We start from the raw sequence: 18,695 nt of genomic DNA on the forward strand, positions 1-18,695 counted from the left end.
AGAGGCCATCATGACAGTACCTATCGCCATCATCGGGGCCGGTATCGCCGGTTTGTCAGCCGCCCAGGCCTTGCAGAAGGCCGGACAATCCGTGCATTTGTTCGACAAAGGCCACGGCAGTGGCGGGCGCATGGCCAGCAAGCGCAGCGAGGCTGGCGCACTCGACCTCGGCGCCCAGTACTTCACCGCCCGTGACCGGCGCTTTGTCGATCAGGTGCAACAATGGGTTGCCGCTGGCTGGGCCGAGCAGTGGAAGCCGCAGCTGTACAACTACCGTGATGGCGAACTCACCCCCTCCCCCGACGAGCAGACGCGCTGGGTAGGCGTGCCACGCATGAGTGCGATCACCCGTGGCCTGCTCAAGGACGTGACGGTCAACTTCGGCTGCCGTATAGCGGAAGTGTTTCGCGGCAAGCAGTATTGGCACCTGCAGGATACCGAAGGCTGCAGCCATGGCCCCTACAGCCGCGTGGTAATCGCCGTACCGGCCCCGCAGGCCACACCACTGCTGGCGGCAACCCCCAAATTGGCCGCCGTGGCCGCCGGTGTACAGATGGAACCGACCTGGGCCGTCGCCCTGGCCTTCCAGTCACCGTTGGATACCCCGATGCAAGGCTGCTTCGTGCAGGACAACCCACTCGACTGGCTGGCCCGCAATCGCAGCAAACCCGGCCGCGACGAGCACCTGGATACCTGGGTACTGCACGCCACCTCGGACTGGAGCCGGCAGCACATCGACCTGTCCAAGGAAGAAGTGATCGAACAGCTGTGGGGCGAATTCGCCGAACTGGTCGGCTGCGTGGTACCGGCGCCCACCTTCGCTCTGGCGCACCGCTGGCTCTACGCCCGCCCCAGCAGCAACCATGAATGGGGCGCATTGGCCGATGCCGATCAGGGCTTGTACGCCTGCGGTGACTGGTGCCTTTCCGGGCGTGTCGAAGGCGCGTGGCTCAGTGGCCAGGAAGCCGCGCGACGTTTGCTCGAACACCTTGAGTGATGTAGCGCTATACAAAAATACTGGTTTGCATAACGGCTAGGCTGTGCTGGAATAAACCTGTACAAGTTTTTAGTAATGTACAGGTTTTTCGGAGGCAGCCATGCTCGACTCTTTCGCCTGCAGCAAGCCGCGTATCGCCATCAGTGCCTGCCTGACTGGGCACAGCGTGCGCTACAACGGCGGCCACAAGGCCTCCGATCTTTGCCGTACACAGCTGGAACAACACTTCGAATGGCTGCCCGTGTGCCCGGAAGTGGCAATCGGCCTGGGCATTCCGCGTGACCCCATTCGCCTGGTAGGCAACCCCGAACAACCCGAAGTGGTCGGCACCCGCGACCCTGGCATGGACCTGACCGGCCCGCTGCGCACCTATGGCGAACAAATGGCGGCTGAGCTCGACGACATCTGCGGCTACATCTTCATGCAGAAGTCACCTTCTTGCGGCCTGGAACGGGTCAAGGTTTACCAGGCCAACGGCCACCCAGCCTTGCATGGCGGGCGTGGCGTCTATGCCCACGCTTTCTGCGCTCTGCGCCCGGACCTGCCCGTTGAAGAAGAAGGCCGCCTGCATGACCCCGTGCTGCGCGAGAACTTCATCAGCCGCGTATACGCCTACGCCGACTGGCAGCGCCTGCTGGCCGAAGGGCTGAGCCGTGGCGCCCTGGTGCGCTTTCACTCGCGCTACAAGTATTTGCTGATGGCCAACAACCCGCAGGCCTATCGCACCCTCGGCCGCCTGCTTGGCAGCATGAGCAAGGATGACGACCCGCTCAGCTTCGGCCCGCGCTATTTCAGCCAACTGATGCAGGCCCTGCGCCGCTGCGCCAGCCGCGGCACCCACTGCAACGTGCTGCAGCACCTGAGCGGTTACTTCAAGGATGCCCTGACGCAGCAGGACAAGGCCGAGTTGCAGACGGTCATCGGCCAGTACCAACAGGGCGTCGTGCCGCTGGTAGTGCCCCTGACTCTGCTCAAGCACCATCTGCGCAAGCACCCTGACCCGTACCTGCAGCAGCAGGCCTACCTGCAACCGCACCCTGAAAGCCTGGGCTTGCGCAATGCAGTCTGAAACCTTGCTGCCCATCGGTGAACTGGCCCGCCGTACCGGCGTCAATCCGGTCACCTTGCGCGCCTGGGAACGCCGGTATGGCCTGCTCAAACCCCAGCGCACCGCCAAGGGGCATCGCCTGTACCCCTTGGAACAGCTCGAGCGGGTCGAGGCGATCCTTGGCTGGTTGCAGCGAGGCGCATCGGTCGGTCAAGTACGCGAGCTGCTCGACAAACCCTCCAGCACGCTACCCAAAGGCGACTGGCAGGCCAGGCAGTTCCAATTGATCGAGGCCATCGCCAACCTGTCGCAGCGCACGCTGGACCAACAGCTCAACCAGGCCATGGCCCTGTACCCGGCCGTCACCCTGTGCGAGCAATTGCTGCTGCCACTGCTCGATCTGCTCGACCTGCGGTGGCGCAACTACTTCAATGCGCGGCTTGAGCAAGTGTTTTTCCACAGTTGGCTGCGCAGCAAGCTCGGCGCCCGCATTTACCACGACAACCAATTGCTGCAAGGCCCCGCCGTATTGCTGGTGGAGGACTGCGAGCGGGCCTTCAGCCCAGGCCTGTGGTTGTGCGCCTGGCTGTTCACCAGCAACGGCGTGCCGGTCGAAGTGTTCGAGCACCCAGTCGCCGGCCCGCAACTGCACCACGCGGTCAATGCGCTCAAACCACGGGCCGTGCTGCTGCATCTGGGCCCACGCATCGATGACAAGGCGCTGCTACGCACCCTGCAAGGCATGCCCGGTATCACGCTGCTGGGCGGCGCTACGCTGCCCCTGCACGAAGCCCGCTTGCAGGCTTGCGCGCTGCCCGATGTTTTTCTGTTCGATACCCCGCAGGCGGCATTGCGCTTGCTTCAAGCCCATGACCGTCAGCCTGTAGAGATGAATACCCCATGCACCTGACCTGGCTGCGCAGCGATCTGCGCATCGATGACAACACTGCACTCAGCGCCGCCACCGAGCGCGGGCCGACCATCGCCCTGTGGCTGGTCAGCCCAGGGCAATGGCAAGCCCATGACGACGCCGCCTGCAAGGTCGACTTCTGGCTGCGCAACTTGCGCGCCCTGCGCCAATCGCTCGAAGGCCTGAATATCCCCCTGCTGATCCGCAAGATCGACACCTGGGACCAGGCCCCCCAGGCGGTGCTCGATGTATGCCGCCAACACCAGGTGCAAAGCGTGCACTGGAACGAAGAGTACGGCATCAACGAACAGCAACGCGACGATGCGACCCGCGCGCTGCTGGAGAAGTCGTCCATCCAGGCCTGCAGCCACCTCGACCAGCTGTTGTTCCGCCCTGGCACCATCCTTACCCGCAGCGGCGACTACTTCCAGGTCTTCAGCCAGTTCAAGAAGACCTGCCTGGAACACCTGCACCGCAGCCTGCCTGCCCTGGCCCGCCGGGTGGAGCGTCAGGCACCGCTGCAAATCCAAAGTGACCCGATTCCACAACACGTAGACGGTTTTGAAACCCCCACGCGCGCCTTGCGTGAGCATTGGCCGGCGGGTGAGGCCGAAGCGCAGGCGCGCCTGTCCCGCTTTCTGGACGAAACCATCGACGAATACCAACAATTGCGTGACCTGCCTGCCAAGCACGGCACCAGCCAACTCTCCACCTACCTGGCCGCTGGCGTGATCTCGCCGCGCCAATGCCTGCACGGCGCACTGGCCAGCAACCGGGGCGAGTTCGACAGCGGCAGTACGGGCGTGCAGACCTGGATCAACGAGCTGCTCTGGCGCGAGTTCTACAAGCACATCCTGAACGGTTACCCACAGGTCTCGCGCCACCGCGCCTTTCGCGCCCATACCGAAGCCCTGCCCTGGCGTGACGCCCCGGCGGACCTGGAAGCCTGGAAACAGGGCCGCACCGGGTTCCCGATCATCGATGCGGCCATGCGCCAACTGCTGCACACCGGATGGATGCACAACCGCCTGCGCATGGTCGTGGCCATGTTCCTCAGCAAGAACCTGCTGATCGACTGGCGCAAGGGCGAGCGACACTTCATGCGCCACCTGATAGACGGCGACCTGGCCGCCAACAACGGCGGCTGGCAGTGGAGCGCGTCCACCGGCACCGACGCTGTGCCTTATTTCCGCATTTTCAACCCAGTTTCTCAGTCTCAGCGTTTCGACCCACAGGGGCGCTTCATCCGGCACTGGCTGCCCGAATTACGCGACATGGATGAGAAAACTATCCATGAGCCGATGAAATCTGATGATCTTTTTGCTAATAATTCGTATCACCGTCCAATGGTCATTCTCGGCAGCAGTCGCCAGCGTGCACTGGAAGCCTTCAAAGGCCTACCACGTCGGCAGGATTAGAGGACAACGTCTTGGCTAACTCACGAAGTTTTTGGGTTACAGGCGCCAGCAACGGACTTGGTCTGGCTTTGGTGGAACGTTTGCTCGAACAAGGGCATCGCGTTGCCGCCAGCGCAAAGGAAAGCGATGAGTTGAATGCTTTGGCAGCACGGCATGGTCGGCACTTTTTGCGCCTGCCCTGGCAGTTGCATACCGAAGGACAAGCAGTAGCGGCCTGCCAACAAATCTGCCATGCGTGGTGTTCGCTGGATGGGTTGATCATCAACGCCGGTACCTGCGATTACCTGGCAGACAATTTGGCCGATAGCGAACTGATAGAGGCCATCGTCACCAGCAACCAACTAGCGGGCGAGCATTGCCTCACACAGGCATTGCCTTTGCTGGCGAAGGGCGTCTCAGCGCAAGTGATGGCGGTGTTCAACCGTTATTCGGCATTGCAGCTGTATGCGCCCACCCAAACGACCGCAGGGTGGAACAACACACCGCAGTGGCTGCGCGAGCAGCGCAAGGCCCTGATGGACCAAGGGATAGCGTTGACCATCGTGGCGCCACAGTCGCTCAAGGTGCCAGTGACGTCGGCACAGGCGATACCGGAGGAGTGGACGGCACAGAGTGTCGCTGAGGAGTTGCTGCGACGGTTGCCGCAGCAAGAACCAGAACTGGTACTGGAGACGCTGGACATCAGTAGCCTGTGGCCTTTGACGCGATAAGGCCTCAAACCGGCCTCTTCGCGGGTAAGCCCGCGAAAGGGCCGGTGCAGGCGAATTCAAAGCGCCATGCGGTAATGCAGGCTGTAGCTCTCTACGCCATCGTTGGGCTGCTTGATTCCCGCGTTGGAATAGTGAATCGCCCGCACTCCGATCTCATGCCCGCCGGCAAAGCGCAGACCAAAACCAATGCGGTCCTCGAACTGGAAGGCCGAGCCTAGCTCATTGCTTTCCAGCTCGGTGCTGGAGAACGCCGCCACGCCGATCCCCGCTTCGATATAGGGTTTCACCGACTCCCCGGCAAATTCGTAGACGAACACTGGCGCGAACGACAGGCTATGGTTGCTCGCGGTTTTGTCGCCATCCCAGTAGGTGTAGGCCCCATCCCAGTAGCCGGTCAGGCGGCCGACACTGGTCTGCCACCAGCTGGCATCCCAATTCGATTGCAGCCCCAGACGGTAGACCATGGTCGAGTCACCGGTCTGCCCCACCGAGAACGACACATCGGCTGCTTGCGCCGATACCACTTGCCCCAAGGTAAAAGCGGCAGCCGCCGCCAAGCCCAGCAGTTTCTTCATGAGAAACATCCTTCTTCCTGATGCTGTTATTAGTCCGCCTCATGTCAGGCAAAGCGGTAGAAAGCGGCAGTGGAACGATAGTTCAGCTGTTTTTCACGTTTTTTTCACAACGCAAAGCTTTGCACATCGCCGCACTTATGCCACAGCACAGGTAGGATTTTTCTTAGGATTTCTGGATCAGCGCTGGTCCAGAAGCGGGCGTCGCCGGCCGGGCCTTCGGCCAGCAGATCGTTTGCCCCCAGCAGCCGCTGCAGTTGGCGTGCTACGGCAGCGCCCGTATCGATGACAGCCACATCCGCCGGCACCATGCCGGCCAGCAACGGGCGAAGGAAAGGGTAATGGGTGCAGCCGAGGATCAGCGTATCGCAACCTGCAGCCAGCAGTGGCTGCACGTACCCCCACAGCATCTGGCGCAACACCGGGCTGGTCAGGTCACCGGTCTCGATCAATTCGACCAGCCCCGGACAAGGCTGAGTAATCACCTGCACATCATTGGCGAAGCGGTCGAGCAAAGCTGCGAACTTGGCACTCTGCAAGGTACCAGTGGTTGCCAGTACACCGACCACGCCCGAACGGGTAGCAGCCGCAGCAGGCTTCACGGCCGGTTCCATGCCCACCAAAGGCCAGGTTGGGTACAACTCGCGCAGGTCTGCTACCGCCGCCACGGTGGCGGTGTTGCAGGCCAGCACCATGGCCTTGGCGCCTTGCTCATGGAAGAACCCGGCAATGTGTCGGCAGCGCTGGCGGATATAATCCGGCGACTTCTCGCCGTAAGGCACATGGCCGCAATCGGCCACATACAGCAGCGTCTCGTTGGGCAGCAGGCGCTGGATCTCGGCGAGCACCGACAAACCGCCGACCCCCGAGTCCATCACGCCGACCGGCGCCGAGCGCTCAGCCATCGCGCTTGCCACAGACAGCACAAGCCGGGTCGCGCTTGACGCGCAGCTCGCGGATACGGGTGCCGAGTGCATCGATCAACAGCAGGCGGCCGACCAGCGGCTCGCCGAAGCCGGCCAGCAGCTTCATGGCCTCCAACGCCTGCAGGCTACCCACCAGACCCACCAGCGGGCCGATGACACCGGCTTCGCTGCAGGTCAGTTCGGCTTCGCTGCCGTGCCCGTACAAGCAGTGGTAGCAAGGGCTGTAGTCACGGCGTGGGTCGAACACCGACAGTTGCCCTTCCAGGCGGATTGCCGCCCCGCTGACCAACGGCTTGCCGGCGGCGACACAGGCCGCATTGACCGCCTCGCGGGTAGAGAAGTTGTCGGAGCAGTCCAGTACCAGGTCGACCGCCGCCACGGCGGCCGCAAGCGAATCCTCGTCCAGGGCCTGACGGTGAGCGACCAGGGCGATTTCCGGGTTGATCGCCTGCAGGCGCTGCAAGGCCGAATCGACCTTGGTCATGCCGACGCTGGCACTGTCATGGATCACCTGACGCTGCAGGTTGGTCAGGTCGACGGTGTCGAAGTCCGCCAGGTGCAGCTCCCCCACCCCGGCGGCGGCCAGGTACAGGGCAACCGGGGAGCCCAGGCCACCGAGCCCTACGATCAGCGCCTTGCTCTTCTTAAGCCGCAGTTGGCCGTCGATGTCGATCTGAGCCAGCAATACCTGGCGGCTATAACGCAGCAATTCCTGATCAGTCAGCATGGCAAGCGCCCCAAGGTAATGCGTTCATGGCCGCCCAGGTCCGTGCGGCTGGCCACCTCGACAAAGCCTTGTTCAGCCAGCAAGGCACGTACTGCAGCGGCCTGATCGTAGCCGTGCTCCAGCAGCAGCCAGCCACCCGGCAAAAGGTGCGCGGGGGCTTGCGCGGCGATCACGCGCAAGTCGTCCAGGCCATCGGCACCGGCCACCAGCGCGCTGCTGGGCTCGAAGCGCACATCCCCGGCAACCAGGTGCGGGTCTTCGGCAGCGATGTAGGGCGGGTTGCTGACAATCAGGTCAAAACGCTCGCCGGCCAGGCTGTCGAACCAATGGCTTACCCGCACCTGGGCATTGTCCAGCCCCAGGCGCTGGCGGTTGCGCTCGGCCAGGGCCGCAGCCTCCTCCACCCGGTCCACCGCCGTGACCTGCCAGGCCGGGCGGTCGCTGGCCAGCGCCAGCGCGATGGCACCGGTACCGGTCCCCAGGTCCAGCACCTTGGCTGGCGCAGCGGGTTGCAGTTCAAGGGCCGTCTCGACCAGCAGCTCGGTATCGGGCCGCGGGATAAGGGTATGCGGCGCCACTTCCAGGTCGATCTTCCAGAAGCCCTGCTGCCCAAGGATATAGGCCACAGGCTCACCGCCACGACGGCGCTGCAGGTAGCCGGCATAGGTCTCGGCATCTTCACTGCTGACGATACGCTCAGGCCAGGTGTGCAGGTAACTGCGCGACTTGCCGATGGCAGCAGCCAGCAGCAGTTCGGCATCCAACCGCTCAGAAGGCGATTCGGGCAACTGCGCGTTGCGCAGCAGGCTGGCGATGATAGTCATCAGTCCCCCAGGGCGGCCAGTTGATCGGCCTGATATTCGGCCAGCAGCGGTTCGATCACCGCCTCTACGCCACCGCTGAGGATGTCGTCCAGGGAATACAAGGTCAGGTTGATGCGGTGATCGGTCACCCTGCCCTGTGGATAATTGTAGGTGCGGATGCGTTCGGAACGGTCACCGGAGCCCACCAGTAGCTTGCGCTCACTGGCAATAGCGTTCTGCGCGGCGCTGGTCTGCATGTCGTTCAGCTTGGCCGACAGCCAGGACATGGCGCGGGCGCGGTTCTTGTGCTGCGAGCGCTCTTCCTGGCACTCGACCACGATACCGGTGGGCAAGTGGGTGATACGGATCGCCGAGTCGGTCTTGTTGACGTGCTGGCCGCCGGCACCGGAGGCACGGTAAGTGTCCACGCGCAGGTCGGCCGGGTTGATTTCGATGGCTGCCTGCTCGTCCGGCTCGGGCAGCACCGCGACCGTGCACGCGGAGGTATGGACGCGGCCTTGGGATTCAGTCTCGGGCACACGCTGGACGCGGTGTGCGCCGGACTCGAACTTGAGTTTGCCGTAGACGTTCTCACCCTCGACGCGGGCGATGATTTCCTTGTAGCCGCCGTGCTCGCCTTCGTTTTCGGACAAGATCTCCAGCCGCCAGCCGCGTTTCTCGGCGTAGCGCGAATACATGCGGAACAGGTCGCCGGAGAAGATTGCCGCCTCGTCGCCACCGGTACCGGCGCGGATTTCGAGGAACACGTTGCGGCCGTCGTTGGGGTCCTTGGGCAGCAGCATACGCTGCAGCTGCGACTCCAGCGTCAGCAGTTGTTCCTTGGCTTCACGCACTTCTTCCACGGCCATTTCACGCAGGTCCGGGTCACTGTCCTTGAGCAGCGCCTGGGCACCTTCAAGGTCGCCCTGGACTTTGCACCACTCTTTATAAGCAGCGTAGACCGGCTCGACTTCGGCGTATTCGCGGGAATACGCGCGAAAGCGCGTCTGGTCGGAAATGACCTCGGCATCACCGAGCAGTGCGGTGAGTTCTTCGAAGCGGTCCTGGAGAATATCCAGTTTGTTCAGCAGCGACGCTTTCATTGCGGGGATTTGTCCGTCGAGCCCTCGTTGAGGGCAAAGAGTTCCTGGGCCATGGCCAGCGCATCGACGCGCCCCTCGGCCGAGAGCTTTTTCAACTGCACGCTGGGGGCATGCAGGAGTTTGTTGGTCAGGCCCCGGGCCAATTGGGCCAGCACGTCTTCGGGGTTGCCGCCGTTGGCCAGCAGGCGCTGGGCCTTTTGCAGTTCTTCGTCGCGAAGGCGCTCGCTTTGCTGGCGGTAGGCCTTGAGTACATCCACCGCCGCCAGTTCACGCAGGCGCAGCATGAAGTCCTCCGCCCCCACGGTAACCAGCTCTTCGGCGGCCTGGGCTGCGCCCTGGCGGCTCTTGAGGTTTTCCGCCACCACGTCGTGCAGGTCGTCGACGGTGTACAGGTAGACATCGTCCAACTCGCCTACTTCGGTTTCGATGTCGCGTGGTACGGCGATGTCGACCATGAAGATGGGCTTGTGCCGGCGCTGTTTCAGTGCGCTTTCGACCGCGCCCTTGCCCAGGATCGGCAGCTGGCTGGCGGTGGAGCTGATGACGATGTCGCTGTTGGCCAGTTCCTGGGGGATGTCTGCCAGCAGCACCGCATGCGCGCCGAACTGCTCGGCCAGGATGCTGGCGCGCTCCAGGGTACGGTTGGCCACCACGATTCGGCGTACGCCCTGCTCGTGCAAGTGGCGGGCGACCAGGGTGATGGTTTCGCCGGCGCCGATCAGCAAGGCCTGGCTACGGCCCAGGTCGGCGAAGATCTGCTTGGCCAGGCTGACCGCGGCAAACGCCACCGACACCGGGTTTTCGCCGATGGCGGTGTCGGTACGCACCTGCTTGGCGGCACTGAAGGTGGCCTGGAACAGGCGACCGAGCAACGGCCCGACGGTACCGGCTTCGCGGGCCACGGCGTAGGCGGACTTCATCTGGCCGAGGATCTGTGGTTCGCCGAGTACCAGCGAGTCCAGCCCCGAGGCCACGCGCATCATGTGCTTCACGGCATCGTGCTCTTCGTGCACGTAGGCACTGGCACGCAGCTCGTCGAGGCTGAGGCGGTGATAGTCGGCCAGCCATTGCAGCACGGCGTCGGCGGACAGGTGGTCCTGCTCTATATAAAGCTCGCTGCGGTTGCAGGTCGACAGGATCGCCGCTTCGCGGCTGGATGTCAGTCGGCAGAGCTGCTGCAGGGCGTCTACCAGCTGCTCTGGGGTAAACGCCACGCGCTCGCGTACGTCTACCGAGGCAGTCTTATGGTTGATACCAAGTGCAAGAAAGGCCATGCAAGGTCGCTGGTTGTGACGGGAAGCCGATAATTGTCCTCTTTCGCAGGTTTTAGGACAACCACCGTTCGCTATTGTCGTGATAGCCCTGGCCGACCGGGCCCCAAGGCAGCTCTGTCCACAGCCCTCTCGGCAGAGCGCCGCAGCCGATGCAAGCACGAATCCTGTAGGAGCGGGCTTGCCCGCGAAGAGGCCAGGGCAGGCAAAGCGATTATCTCCGGTCACCTCCCCGCGCCGCGCTCCTCGACCTGCGCGCTGGTAATGTGGACAAATTTCCTACAAAAAACACCTATTAATTAAACTTAGCGATACACCCTTGGCAAAGTTATCCACAACCTTGTAGTCCATTTCCTAAAGTCAGCCCTCTCTATTGCCTTGCCCAATATCCGTACCTAGCCTTGCCAATCACTGACCGGGTCAAGTTCCCCATCAGCCCCCCTGAAAATGATTGCCAAAGAGAGATAAGCATGGCATTTGACGCTTATATAAAAATCGACGACATCGCGGGCGAAGCTCTGGATGAAAAGCACAGCAAATGGATTGAAGTCACCGGTTATGATTTCGGTGTAAGCCAAAGCACTTCCGCCACTGCCAGCTCGGCAGGGGGCGCCACTTCGGGGCGCGCCGAGGTGAGCCACTTCACTTTTACCAAGTTTCTCGACAGCGCCAGTTGCAAGCTCATGGAGGCCAGCTGCGCAGGGCAGCATCTCAAGGAGGTCAAACTCGCACTGTGCCGCGCGGGCGGCGACAAGCTCAAGTATTACGAGATTATTCTCGAAGAAGTGATCATTGCAGACTACACACAGAGTGCTGCCGATGGCGTGCCTGTCGAGGTAGTTCGCCTCGATTACGGAAGGATCAAGACCACCTACACCTTACAGAAGCGTATCGACGGTTCGGGCGGCGGCAATATTGCCGGCGGTTGGGACCGGATCGGCAACAAGAAATACGCGTGAGGTAATTGCCATGACCGAAGCTCGCGCGTTCATCAACCCCAAAATGCAGAACTACCACACACTCAAGGCTGGCCTTGCCCTGAGCGGGAATTCGGCCAGCAAGTTCGATGTACTGAACTCACACATTTACAACAGTGTGGTCAGAAGCGGCGAACTGGTCATTGTCGGTGACTGGTCCACGCCTTCATGTACTAGCCAGGAGGCGTATCTGATGGCAAAGGCTGCCGCTACGCACATGGGGCTAATGCGCAGCGGGCAAGGTGCCGACGAGTTCTTTCTTGAGAACTTCGAGTTGCTGAAGAGCCTGCTCGCCCATGCATCCATGGGTGCAGGCGTGGTCAGCGATGGGTGGAGCAGATACCTGAAGGCCACTCAAGACACGTTGCTGGAAATTGAGAAACTGTATCAGGAGCACATGAGTTCTGGGACGTTCAAAGCGCGCGATCAGTTCTATGCCAAGCGAGCGGCGCTATTTGGGAGGCTGGATGAGCAGTTGAGCAAAATGGCCGCGTTCGGTACGAGCCTGCGAAACCAAGGGTCGATTAAAAGAACCCTTGGCATCTCCACGAAAAGCTATTTGCATACAGGAGAAATTGCAGGGTATGCGGATAAGGTTGCCGGAGTGGGCAAGGCTGCCAACCTGATAAAAAAAGGTACCTATTTAGGCATATCGCTAGAGGTTGCGTCTATTGGATTAGATATTCAGAAGGCATGCACATTAGGGCGGCAAGACGCTTGCAGGAAAGCAGCATATATTGAAGGCGCTTCATTAGCCGGAAGTCTAGGAGGAGCCGCGGGTGGCGCGTATCTGGGTAGCTATGCTATTGAGCAACTTTGTATAGCGATTGGTGTTCCTACAAGAGGCCTCGGCACACTCGCGTGTGCAGTCATTGGGGGGGCGACTGGAGGCATGCTAGTAGGTGATGTCGGCAAAACACAGGGAGCAAGGCTCGGAGAACTTTTGTACGAGGTCTCAGGTGAATGACAAGCACTTTATGGATAATCATCTCTTTTCTTGTTCTGATCTCGCTGCTTTTCAGTGTTTCCGCACTGACCTATATCGCATATCGGCACGTTGAAAGCTTCGAGACGCTTTTGACAAATTGCAAATTCGTACAAGGAAACCGCTCAGCGTACTCTACGGCAGGCGTTTTCGGCAAAACGATGAGACTTTGCATGATAGCAGGAATGCTGTCGACCCCGAATTTTTACCTGCGCCGTAATCTGGCAGATATCTCTGACATAAAAAATTTCCCCCAGAGAACCAAGCGCCTGATCCTCTTTTTCTGGTACCACCTCATGCTCTCAGTGTCATCATTAATCATCTTCGAATGCGTCACAAGATACCTCGAACGAGGCTAGTTCAAAGTGCAAAAGAGGCGAACATCCCCATACCCTCTCGCGGAACAGGCATTCTGAGCCCGAGCCGCACTGCAACGAACCCATGCCTTAGCCTGTTGTCCCACACCTGCACCACCCAGGCTGTAAACCACGACCTTCGCAGGTGGGTTTGCCCCCGCGCTTGTGTCATCATGCTCCGACCGCCGGTGAGTCCTCCTATAAGCCTTTCTATGAACAAACCATACGCATTGCTGCTTGCCTTCGCCCTGCTCCAGGGCTGCCAGAGCCTGGCCCCGCAAAAAGCCGAGCCTCCCGTCGCCGAAGCCGGCAAGGGCGAGGCGGAAAAGCCCGTGGTGTATGGCTCGTTCAAGCAGGACACACTCTATAGCCTGTTGGTAGCCGAGCTGGCCGGCCAGCGCAACCGCTTCGACATCGCCCTGGCCAACTACACCGACCAGGCGGCAAAAACCCAGGACCCTGGGGTTTCCGAGCGCGCCTACCGCATTGCCGAATACCTCGGCGCTGACGAGCCGTCGCTGGACAATGCATTAGTCTGGGCCCGTAACGACCCGCAGAACCTCGACGCCCAACGTGCCGCCGCCATCCAACTGGCCCGCGCTGGCCGCTATGACGACTCCATGGCCTACATGGAAAAGGTTCTGCAGGGCCAGGGCGACACCCACTTCGACTTCCTCGCCCTGTCTGCGGCCGAAACCGACCAGAGCACCCGCGACGGCCTGCTGCAAAGCTTCGAGCGCCTGCTGGTGAAATACCCTGATAACGGCCAACTGGTATTCGGCAAGGCCTTGTTGCTGAATCAGGACGGCAAGGCCGAAGAAGCCCTGGAGCTGCTCGAATCGCACCCGGCTCAAAACGGCGAAATTGCCCCGATCCTCCTGCGCGCTCGCCTGTTGCAGGCCCTGGACCGTGGTCCGGAGGCTCTGCCACTGCTGCGCGGCGCAATCCGCGACAACCCGGACGACAAACGCCTGCGCCTGACCTACGCCCGCACCCTGGTCGAACAGGACCGCATCGCCGATGCCAAGGGCGAGTTCCTCAGCCTGGTCCAGCAATACCCCGATGATGACGAACTGCGCTACTCGTTGGCCTTGGTGTGCCTGGAGAACAAAGACTGGGATGAAGCCGAAGGCTACCTGCAGGAATTGATCGAGCGTGAGAGCAACGTCGACGCCGCACACCTGAACCTGGGCCGCATCCGCGAGGAGCGCCACGACCCTGCTGGCGCCCTGCGTGAGTACGCCCTGGTCGGCCCTGGCCCCGACTACTTGCCGGCACAACTGCGCCAGGCCGACATCCTGATCGCCAACGGCCGCAGCAGCGAGGCCTCGCGCCTACTTGCCGAAGCCCGCGAAGCCCAGCCAGACTACGCCATCCAGCTGTACCTGATCGAATCGGAAAGCTACAGCAACAACAACAAGGACGCCCAGGCCAGCCAGGTGCTGCAGCAAGCCATCCAGCGCTACCCGGACGACCTCAACCTGCTGTACACCCGCGCCATGCTGGCCGAAAAGCGCGACGACCTGGCGCAAATGGAGAAAGACCTGCGCGCCATCATCGCCCGCGAGCCAGAAAACGCCATGGCCCTGAACGCCCTGGGCTACACCCTGGCCGACCGCACCACTCGCTATACCGAAGCCAAGGCACTGATCGACAAAGCCCACCAGCTGACCCCGGACGACCCGGCAGTGCTCGATAGCCTGGGCTGGGTCAGCTACCGCCTGGGCAACCTCGACGCAGCGGAAACCTACCTGCGCCAGGCCTTTGCCAGCTTCCCCGACCACGAAGTGGCCGCTCACCTGGGCGAAGTGCTGTGGGCCAATGGCAAGCGCCGTGAAGCCCGCCAGGTCTGGGCGAAGGGCTTCGAAGCCCAGGCCGACAGCCCCATCCTGCGCAAGACCATTTTGCGCCTGACCGGATCCGAGACTCTTTAACGCCATGTTCCTGCGCCATTGCATCACCTTCACCCTTATCGCCCTGCTGGCCGGCTGTGCCGGCTTCGGTAGCCGAGAAGCCCTGCAGGGTCACGGCGACCCGCAGCAGTGGCGCGCCCATAAAGAACAGCTGAGCAGCCTCGATGGCTGGCAGATCAACGGCAAGGTCGGCATCCGCGCCCCGCGCGACTCCGGCAGCGGCACCCTGTTCTGGCTGCAACGCCAGGACTACTACGACATTCGCCTGGCCGGCCCGCTGGGCCGTGGCGCCGCACGCCTGACCGGGCGCCCAGGTGGCGTGGTGCTCGAAGTGGCCAACCAGGGCCGCTACGAGGCCACAAGCCCCGAAGCCCTGCTTGAAGAACAACTGGGCTGGCAGCTGCCAGTCTCGCACCTGGTCTGGTGGGTGCGCGGCCTGCCTGCCCCCGACAGCAAGAGCAAGCTGACCCTGGATGGTGACAGCCGCCTGGCCAGCCTCGATCAGGATGGCTGGCAGGTACAGTACCTGAGCTACACCGAACAAAACGGTTACTGGCTGCCCGAGCGCCTGAAACTGCACGGCAAGGACCTGGACGTGACCCTGGTGGTCAAGGACTGGCAACCGCGCCAGCTGGGGCACTGACCCTATGCACACGCTCACCCTGCCCGCCCCGGCCAAGCTCAACCTGTGGTTGCACATCATCGGCCGCCGCGCCGACGGTTACCACGAGCTGGAAACGGTGTTCCAGTTCCTCGACCACGGCGACGAACTGAGCTTCGCCCTGCGTGAAGACGGCGTGATCCGCCTGCACACCGAGATCGAGGCCGTCCCCCACGACAGCAACCTGATCGTGCGCGCCGCGCGCAAGCTGCAAGAACAATCAGGCACCGCACTCGGTGCCGATATCTGGCTGACCAAGGTGCTGCCCATGGGCGGCGGCATCGGCGGCGGCAGCTCGGATGCCGCCACCACCCTGCTGGCCCTCGCCCACCTGTGGCAACTGGATTGGGACGAAGACCGCCTGGCCGCACTGGGCCTGAGCCTGGGCGCCGACGTGCCGGTGTTCGTACGCGGCCATGCGGCGTTCGCCCAAGGTGTGGGCGAGCAACTGACACCGGTCGACCCGATCGAGCCCTGGTATGTCGTACTGGTGCCGCAAGTGTCTGTCAGCACAGTAGAAATTTTTTCACATCCACAGTTGACACGTGATTCACTCCCCCTTAAGATGCGCCCCGTTCCCGAGGGAAACAGTCGAAATGACTGCCAACCGGTGGTAGAGCAGAATTACCCAGAAGTTCGCAATGCGTTGAATTCACTGGGGAAATTCACTGAGGCTCGGCTAACCGGCACTGGAAGTTGTGTGTTTGGGGCCTTCCCAAGCAAAGCCGAAGCTGATAAAGTTCTGGCCCTTCTTTCAGCGACCCAAACAGGGTTTGTGGCGAAAGGAAGCAATATTTCGATGTTGCATCGCAAGCTGCAAAGTCTGGTCAAGAAGTCGAGCGCATAAGCGTTCGCAGCAACAGATACAGGGGCGTCGCCAAGCGGTAAGGCAGCAGGTTTTGATCCTGCCATGCGTTGGTTCGAATCCAGCCGCCCCTGCCATTTTCCTTATACTCATCCAGGTATACCCTCAGCCTTCAGGTACTGCGCGTGTCCAAGATGATGGTCTTTACGGGGAACGCTAACCCCGATCTGGCTCGGCGTGTCGTACGTCAGCTGCATATCCCTCTCGGTGACGTCTCTGTCGGTAAATTCTCCGACGGCGAGATCAGCACTGAGATCAATGAAAATGTTCGCGGTAAAGACGTTTTCATTATTCAGCCGACCTGTGCCCCGACCAACGATAATCTGATGGAACTGGTAGTGATGGCCGACGCCTTCCGCCGCTCCTCAGCCTCCCGAATCACCGCCGTGATTCCTTACTTCGGATATGCCCGCCAGGACCGCCGTCCGCGTTCGGCACGTGTAGCCATCAGCGCCAAAGTCGTCGCTGACATGCTCACTGTCGTAGGTATCGACCGTGTACTCACCGTCGACCTGCACGCTGACCAGATCCAAGGCTTCTTCGATATCCCCGTCGACAACATCTACGGCTCGCCCGTACTGGTCGACGACATCGAAGACCAGCGTTTCGAGAACCTGATGATCGTCTCCCCGGACATCGGTGGTGTCGTGCGCGCACGCGCTGTCGCCAAGTCCCTGGGCGTCGACCTGGGTATCATCGACAAACGCCGCGAAAAGGCTAACCACTCCGAGGTTATGCACATCATCGGCGACGTCGAAGGGCGCACTTGCATCCTGGTAGACGACATGGTCGACACCGCCGGCACCCTGTGCCACGCGGCCAAAGCCCTGAAAGAGCACGGCGCTGCCAAGGTTTACGCCTACTGCACGCACCCTGTCCTGTCGGGCCGCGCGATCGAGAACATCGAGAAGTCGGTACTGGATGAGCTGGTGGTGACCAACACCGTACCGCTGTCCGCCGCTGCTCAAGCCTGTGACCGTATCCGCCAGCTGGATATCGCACCGGTTGTCGCTGAAGCGGTACGCCGCATCAGCAACGAAGAATCGATCAGCGCGATGTTCCGCTAAGCGGGACACGTGTTGATGTGAAGCGCCCCGCCCCAACCTGTGTTGGGGCGGGGCTTTTTTGCCATCCCCGTCTGGCGCTGGTCGCAAACGCCATACGGGAGGCTATTTTGGAGAAACAAAATGACTGACTTCATCCTGAACGCCCAAGCGCGTACTGACCTGGGGAAAGGTGCGAGCCGCCGCCTGCGTCACGCCGCCAGCATCCCTGCTGTTGTTTACGGTGGCGATAAAGAAGCCCAATCCCTGACCATCGTGGCCAAGGAAATCGCCAAACTGTTCGAAAACGAAGCTGCCTACAGCCACGTTATCGAACTGAACGTCGACGGCGCCAAGCAGAACGTCGTGGTCAAGGCCATGCAGCGCCACCCAGCCAAAGGCTTCATCATGCACGCCGACTTCGTTCGCGTCGTTGCTGGCCAGAAGCTGACTGCCAAGGTTCCGGTTCACTTCATCGGTGAAGAAGCCCCGGTCAAGAAAGGCGGCGAGATCTCGCACGTTGTTTCCGAGATCGAAGTTTCCTGCGAAGCCAAAGACCTGCCTGAGTTCATCGAAGTTGACCTGGCCAACGCCGAAGTCGGCACCATCATCCACCTGTCGGACCTGAAAGCTCCGAAAGGCGTAGAGTTCGTCGCTCTGGCCCACGGTGATGACAAAGCTGTTGCCAACGTTCACGCTCCACGCGTTGCTCCAGAAGCAGAAGGCGCTGCCGAGTAATCCACTCGCACGCCGGCGTTGATCGGGTTACAGTGCCGCGCGCACTGTAACCCACCAACTCCAAGGAAGAGCCCCTGACGTGACCGCCATCCAGTTGATCGTTGGCCTGGGTAACCCTGGCCCCGAATACGAACAGACCCGGCATAACGCAGGGGCTCTTTTCGTTGAACGCATTGCCAGCGCCCAGCGAGTTTCGCTGACTGCTGACAAAAAATATTTCGGCCTGACGGCTAAATTCAGCCATCAGGGCAACGACGTTCGTTTGTTGATCCCTACCACCTACATGAACCGCAGCGGTCAGTCCGTGGCGGCCTTGGCCAATTTCTTCCGCATCAAGCCGGAAGCGATCCTGGTGGCACACGACGAACTCGACCTGCCCCCAGGCGTTGCCAAGCTCAAGCGCGGCGGCGGCCATGGTGGGCATAACGGCCTGCGCGACATCATCGCGCAGCTCGGTAACCAGAACGACTTCCACCGCCTGCGGCTTGGCATCGGCCACCCGGGTGACGCCAAACTGGTATCCAACTTCGTCCTGGGCCGCGCGCCGCGCGCCGAGCAGGAGAAGCTCGACGCCAGCATCGATTTTGCCCTCGGCGTGCTGCCGGATGTGCTTGCCGGCGATTTCGCCAAGGCGATGCGCGAGCTGCACAGCCAGAAGGCCTGATTTCCTTT

19 protein-coding genes and 1 tRNA gene are annotated in these 18,695 nt (G+C 61.5%); 14 read left to right on the forward strand and 6 right to left on the reverse strand.

Annotation, left to right across the window (positions count from 1 at the left end):
* Window positions 1-10: 10 nt before the first annotated feature.
* From Q9451_RS26900 to Q9451_RS26920, 5 genes are all read left to right on the forward strand, one after another.
* Entirely contained in the window at window positions 11-997 is a 987-nt protein-coding gene (locus Q9451_RS26900) for an NAD(P)/FAD-dependent oxidoreductase (RefSeq protein WP_012270494.1), read from the forward strand.
* Window positions 998-1,097: 100 nt separating this feature from the next.
* Window positions 1,098-2,066 carry a DUF523 and DUF1722 domain-containing protein gene (locus Q9451_RS26905; RefSeq protein WP_012270493.1) on the forward strand — a complete coding sequence of 323 codons (969 nt, stop codon included), beginning with the start codon at window positions 1,098-1,100 and terminating at the stop codon, window positions 2,064-2,066.
* Window positions 2,056-2,955 (forward strand): MerR family transcriptional regulator, encoded by a 900-nt coding sequence (locus tag Q9451_RS26910; RefSeq protein ID WP_012270492.1) that lies wholly within the window; start codon window positions 2,056-2,058, stop codon window positions 2,953-2,955. Before Q9451_RS26905 ends, Q9451_RS26910 begins: the two co-directional genes overlap by 11 nt.
* The gene (phrB, locus tag Q9451_RS26915; RefSeq protein WP_012270491.1) at window positions 2,946-4,373 is read left to right on the forward strand and encodes a deoxyribodipyrimidine photo-lyase; all 1,428 of its coding nucleotides are present in this window, start codon (window positions 2,946-2,948) and stop codon (window positions 4,371-4,373) included. The genes Q9451_RS26910 and phrB overlap by 10 nt, the downstream gene beginning before the upstream one ends.
* An 11-nt stretch (window positions 4,374-4,384) precedes the next feature.
* Complete coding sequence (locus Q9451_RS26920) at window positions 4,385-5,083, forward strand: SDR family NAD(P)-dependent oxidoreductase (protein ID WP_012270490.1); 699 nt, start codon at window positions 4,385-4,387, stop codon at window positions 5,081-5,083.
* 56 nt (window positions 5,084-5,139) lie between these two features.
* On the opposite strand, the gene Q9451_RS26925 is transcribed toward Q9451_RS26920, so the two are convergent.
* The 6 genes from Q9451_RS26925 to hemA all read right to left on the reverse strand — a co-directional run bounded on the left by Q9451_RS26925 (window position 5,140) and on the right by hemA (window position 10,488).
* Window positions 5,140-5,658: an acyloxyacyl hydrolase gene (locus Q9451_RS26925; protein WP_041166373.1), complete on the reverse strand. Its 519-nt coding sequence runs from the start codon at window positions 5,656-5,658 to the stop codon at window positions 5,140-5,142.
* 104 nt (window positions 5,659-5,762) lie between these two features.
* Window positions 5,763-6,560, reverse strand: a complete 798-nt coding sequence (gene murI, locus Q9451_RS26930; RefSeq protein ID WP_012270488.1) for a glutamate racemase — start codon at window positions 6,558-6,560, stop codon at window positions 5,763-5,765.
* Complete coding sequence (locus Q9451_RS26935) at window positions 6,553-7,308, reverse strand: molybdopterin-synthase adenylyltransferase MoeB (RefSeq protein ID WP_012270487.1); 756 nt, start codon at window positions 7,306-7,308, stop codon at window positions 6,553-6,555. Before Q9451_RS26935 ends, murI begins: the two co-directional genes overlap by 8 nt.
* Entirely contained in the window at window positions 7,302-8,132 is an 831-nt protein-coding gene (gene prmC / locus Q9451_RS26940) for a peptide chain release factor N(5)-glutamine methyltransferase (protein WP_012270486.1), read from the reverse strand. Before prmC ends, Q9451_RS26935 begins: the two co-directional genes overlap by 7 nt.
* Window positions 8,132-9,214, reverse strand: coding sequence for a peptide chain release factor 1 (gene prfA, locus Q9451_RS26945; RefSeq protein ID WP_012270485.1), 1,083 nt, complete (start codon window positions 9,212-9,214; stop codon window positions 8,132-8,134). The genes prmC and prfA overlap by 1 nt, the downstream gene beginning before the upstream one ends.
* Window positions 9,211-10,488: a glutamyl-tRNA reductase gene (gene hemA, locus Q9451_RS26950; protein ID WP_012270484.1), complete on the reverse strand. Its 1,278-nt coding sequence runs from the start codon at window positions 10,486-10,488 to the stop codon at window positions 9,211-9,213. Before hemA ends, prfA begins: the two co-directional genes overlap by 4 nt.
* 467 nt (window positions 10,489-10,955) lie before the next feature.
* Between hemA and Q9451_RS26955 the strand changes: the two genes are divergently transcribed.
* The 9 genes from Q9451_RS26955 (at window position 10,956) to pth (ending at window position 18,687) form a co-directional block, all read left to right on the forward strand.
* Entirely contained in the window at window positions 10,956-11,444 is a 489-nt protein-coding gene (locus Q9451_RS26955; RefSeq protein WP_012270483.1) for a type VI secretion system tube protein Hcp, read from the forward strand.
* A gap of 10 nt (window positions 11,445-11,454) precedes the next feature.
* Window positions 11,455-12,429 carry a hypothetical protein gene (locus Q9451_RS26960; RefSeq protein WP_012270482.1) on the forward strand — a complete coding sequence of 325 codons (975 nt, stop codon included), beginning with the start codon at window positions 11,455-11,457 and terminating at the stop codon, window positions 12,427-12,429.
* A gap of 586 nt (window positions 12,430-13,015) precedes the next feature.
* Window positions 13,016-14,737, forward strand: a complete 1,722-nt coding sequence (locus Q9451_RS26965) for a tetratricopeptide repeat protein (RefSeq protein WP_060492847.1) — start codon at window positions 13,016-13,018, stop codon at window positions 14,735-14,737.
* Between the two features lie 4 nt (window positions 14,738-14,741).
* Window positions 14,742-15,359 (forward strand): lipoprotein insertase outer membrane protein LolB, encoded by a 618-nt coding sequence (gene lolB, locus Q9451_RS26970; protein WP_012270479.1) that lies wholly within the window; start codon window positions 14,742-14,744, stop codon window positions 15,357-15,359.
* 4 nt (window positions 15,360-15,363) lie between these two features.
* Window positions 15,364-16,224, forward strand: a complete 861-nt coding sequence (ispE, locus tag Q9451_RS26975) for a 4-(cytidine 5'-diphospho)-2-C-methyl-D-erythritol kinase (protein ID WP_012270478.1) — start codon at window positions 15,364-15,366, stop codon at window positions 16,222-16,224.
* A gap of 20 nt (window positions 16,225-16,244) precedes the next feature.
* Window positions 16,245-16,319, forward strand: a tRNA-Gln gene (locus Q9451_RS26980).
* Window positions 16,320-16,367: 48 nt separating this feature from the next.
* Complete coding sequence (locus tag Q9451_RS26985; RefSeq protein ID WP_003247410.1) at window positions 16,368-17,309, forward strand: ribose-phosphate pyrophosphokinase; 942 nt, start codon at window positions 16,368-16,370, stop codon at window positions 17,307-17,309.
* Between the two features lie 120 nt (window positions 17,310-17,429).
* A complete protein-coding gene (locus tag Q9451_RS26990) occupies window positions 17,430-18,023 on the forward strand; it encodes a 50S ribosomal protein L25/general stress protein Ctc (RefSeq protein WP_012270477.1) in 594 nt (197 codons plus the stop codon).
* A 79-nt stretch (window positions 18,024-18,102) separates the two neighbouring features.
* Entirely contained in the window at window positions 18,103-18,687 is a 585-nt protein-coding gene (gene pth / locus Q9451_RS26995; RefSeq protein ID WP_012270476.1) for an aminoacyl-tRNA hydrolase, read from the forward strand.
* Window positions 18,688-18,695 lie beyond the last annotated feature (8 nt).

The organism is Pseudomonas sp. NY8896, from assembly GCF_039634505.1.

Bases quoted from the DNA above. Each gene is read 5' to 3' on its own strand.
- Q9451_RS26900 (WP_012270494.1), top strand. From the start codon at position 11: ATGACAGTACCTATCGCCATCATCGGGGCCGGTATCGCCGGTTTGTCA.
- Q9451_RS26905 (WP_012270493.1), top strand. From the start codon at position 1,098: ATGCTCGACTCTTTCGCCTGCAGCAAGCCGCGTATCGCCATCAGTGCC.
- murI (WP_012270488.1), bottom strand. From the start codon at position 6,560: ATGGCTGAGCGCTCGGCGCCGGTCGGCGTGATGGACTCGGGGGTCGGC.
- prfA (WP_012270485.1), bottom strand. From the start codon at position 9,214: ATGAAAGCGTCGCTGCTGAACAAACTGGATATTCTCCAGGACCGCTTC.
- Q9451_RS26955 (WP_012270483.1), top strand. From the start codon at position 10,956: ATGGCATTTGACGCTTATATAAAAATCGACGACATCGCGGGCGAAGCT.
- Q9451_RS26990 (WP_012270477.1), top strand. From the start codon at position 17,430: ATGACTGACTTCATCCTGAACGCCCAAGCGCGTACTGACCTGGGGAAA.
- Q9451_RS26910 (WP_012270492.1), top strand. From the start codon at position 2,056: ATGCAGTCTGAAACCTTGCTGCCCATCGGTGAACTGGCCCGCCGTACC.
- Q9451_RS26965 (WP_060492847.1), top strand. From the start codon at position 13,016: ATGAACAAACCATACGCATTGCTGCTTGCCTTCGCCCTGCTCCAGGGC.
- Q9451_RS26960 (WP_012270482.1), top strand. From the start codon at position 11,455: ATGACCGAAGCTCGCGCGTTCATCAACCCCAAAATGCAGAACTACCAC.
- Q9451_RS26925 (WP_041166373.1), bottom strand. From the start codon at position 5,658: ATGAAGAAACTGCTGGGCTTGGCGGCGGCTGCCGCTTTTACCTTGGGG.
- lolB (WP_012270479.1), top strand. From the start codon at position 14,742: ATGTTCCTGCGCCATTGCATCACCTTCACCCTTATCGCCCTGCTGGCC.
- ispE (WP_012270478.1), top strand. From the start codon at position 15,364: ATGCACACGCTCACCCTGCCCGCCCCGGCCAAGCTCAACCTGTGGTTG.
- phrB (WP_012270491.1), top strand. From the start codon at position 2,946: ATGCACCTGACCTGGCTGCGCAGCGATCTGCGCATCGATGACAACACT.
- hemA (WP_012270484.1), bottom strand. From the start codon at position 10,488: ATGGCCTTTCTTGCACTTGGTATCAACCATAAGACTGCCTCGGTAGAC.
- Q9451_RS26935 (WP_012270487.1), bottom strand. From the start codon at position 7,308: ATGCTGACTGATCAGGAATTGCTGCGTTATAGCCGCCAGGTATTGCTG.
- prmC (WP_012270486.1), bottom strand. From the start codon at position 8,132: ATGACTATCATCGCCAGCCTGCTGCGCAACGCGCAGTTGCCCGAATCG.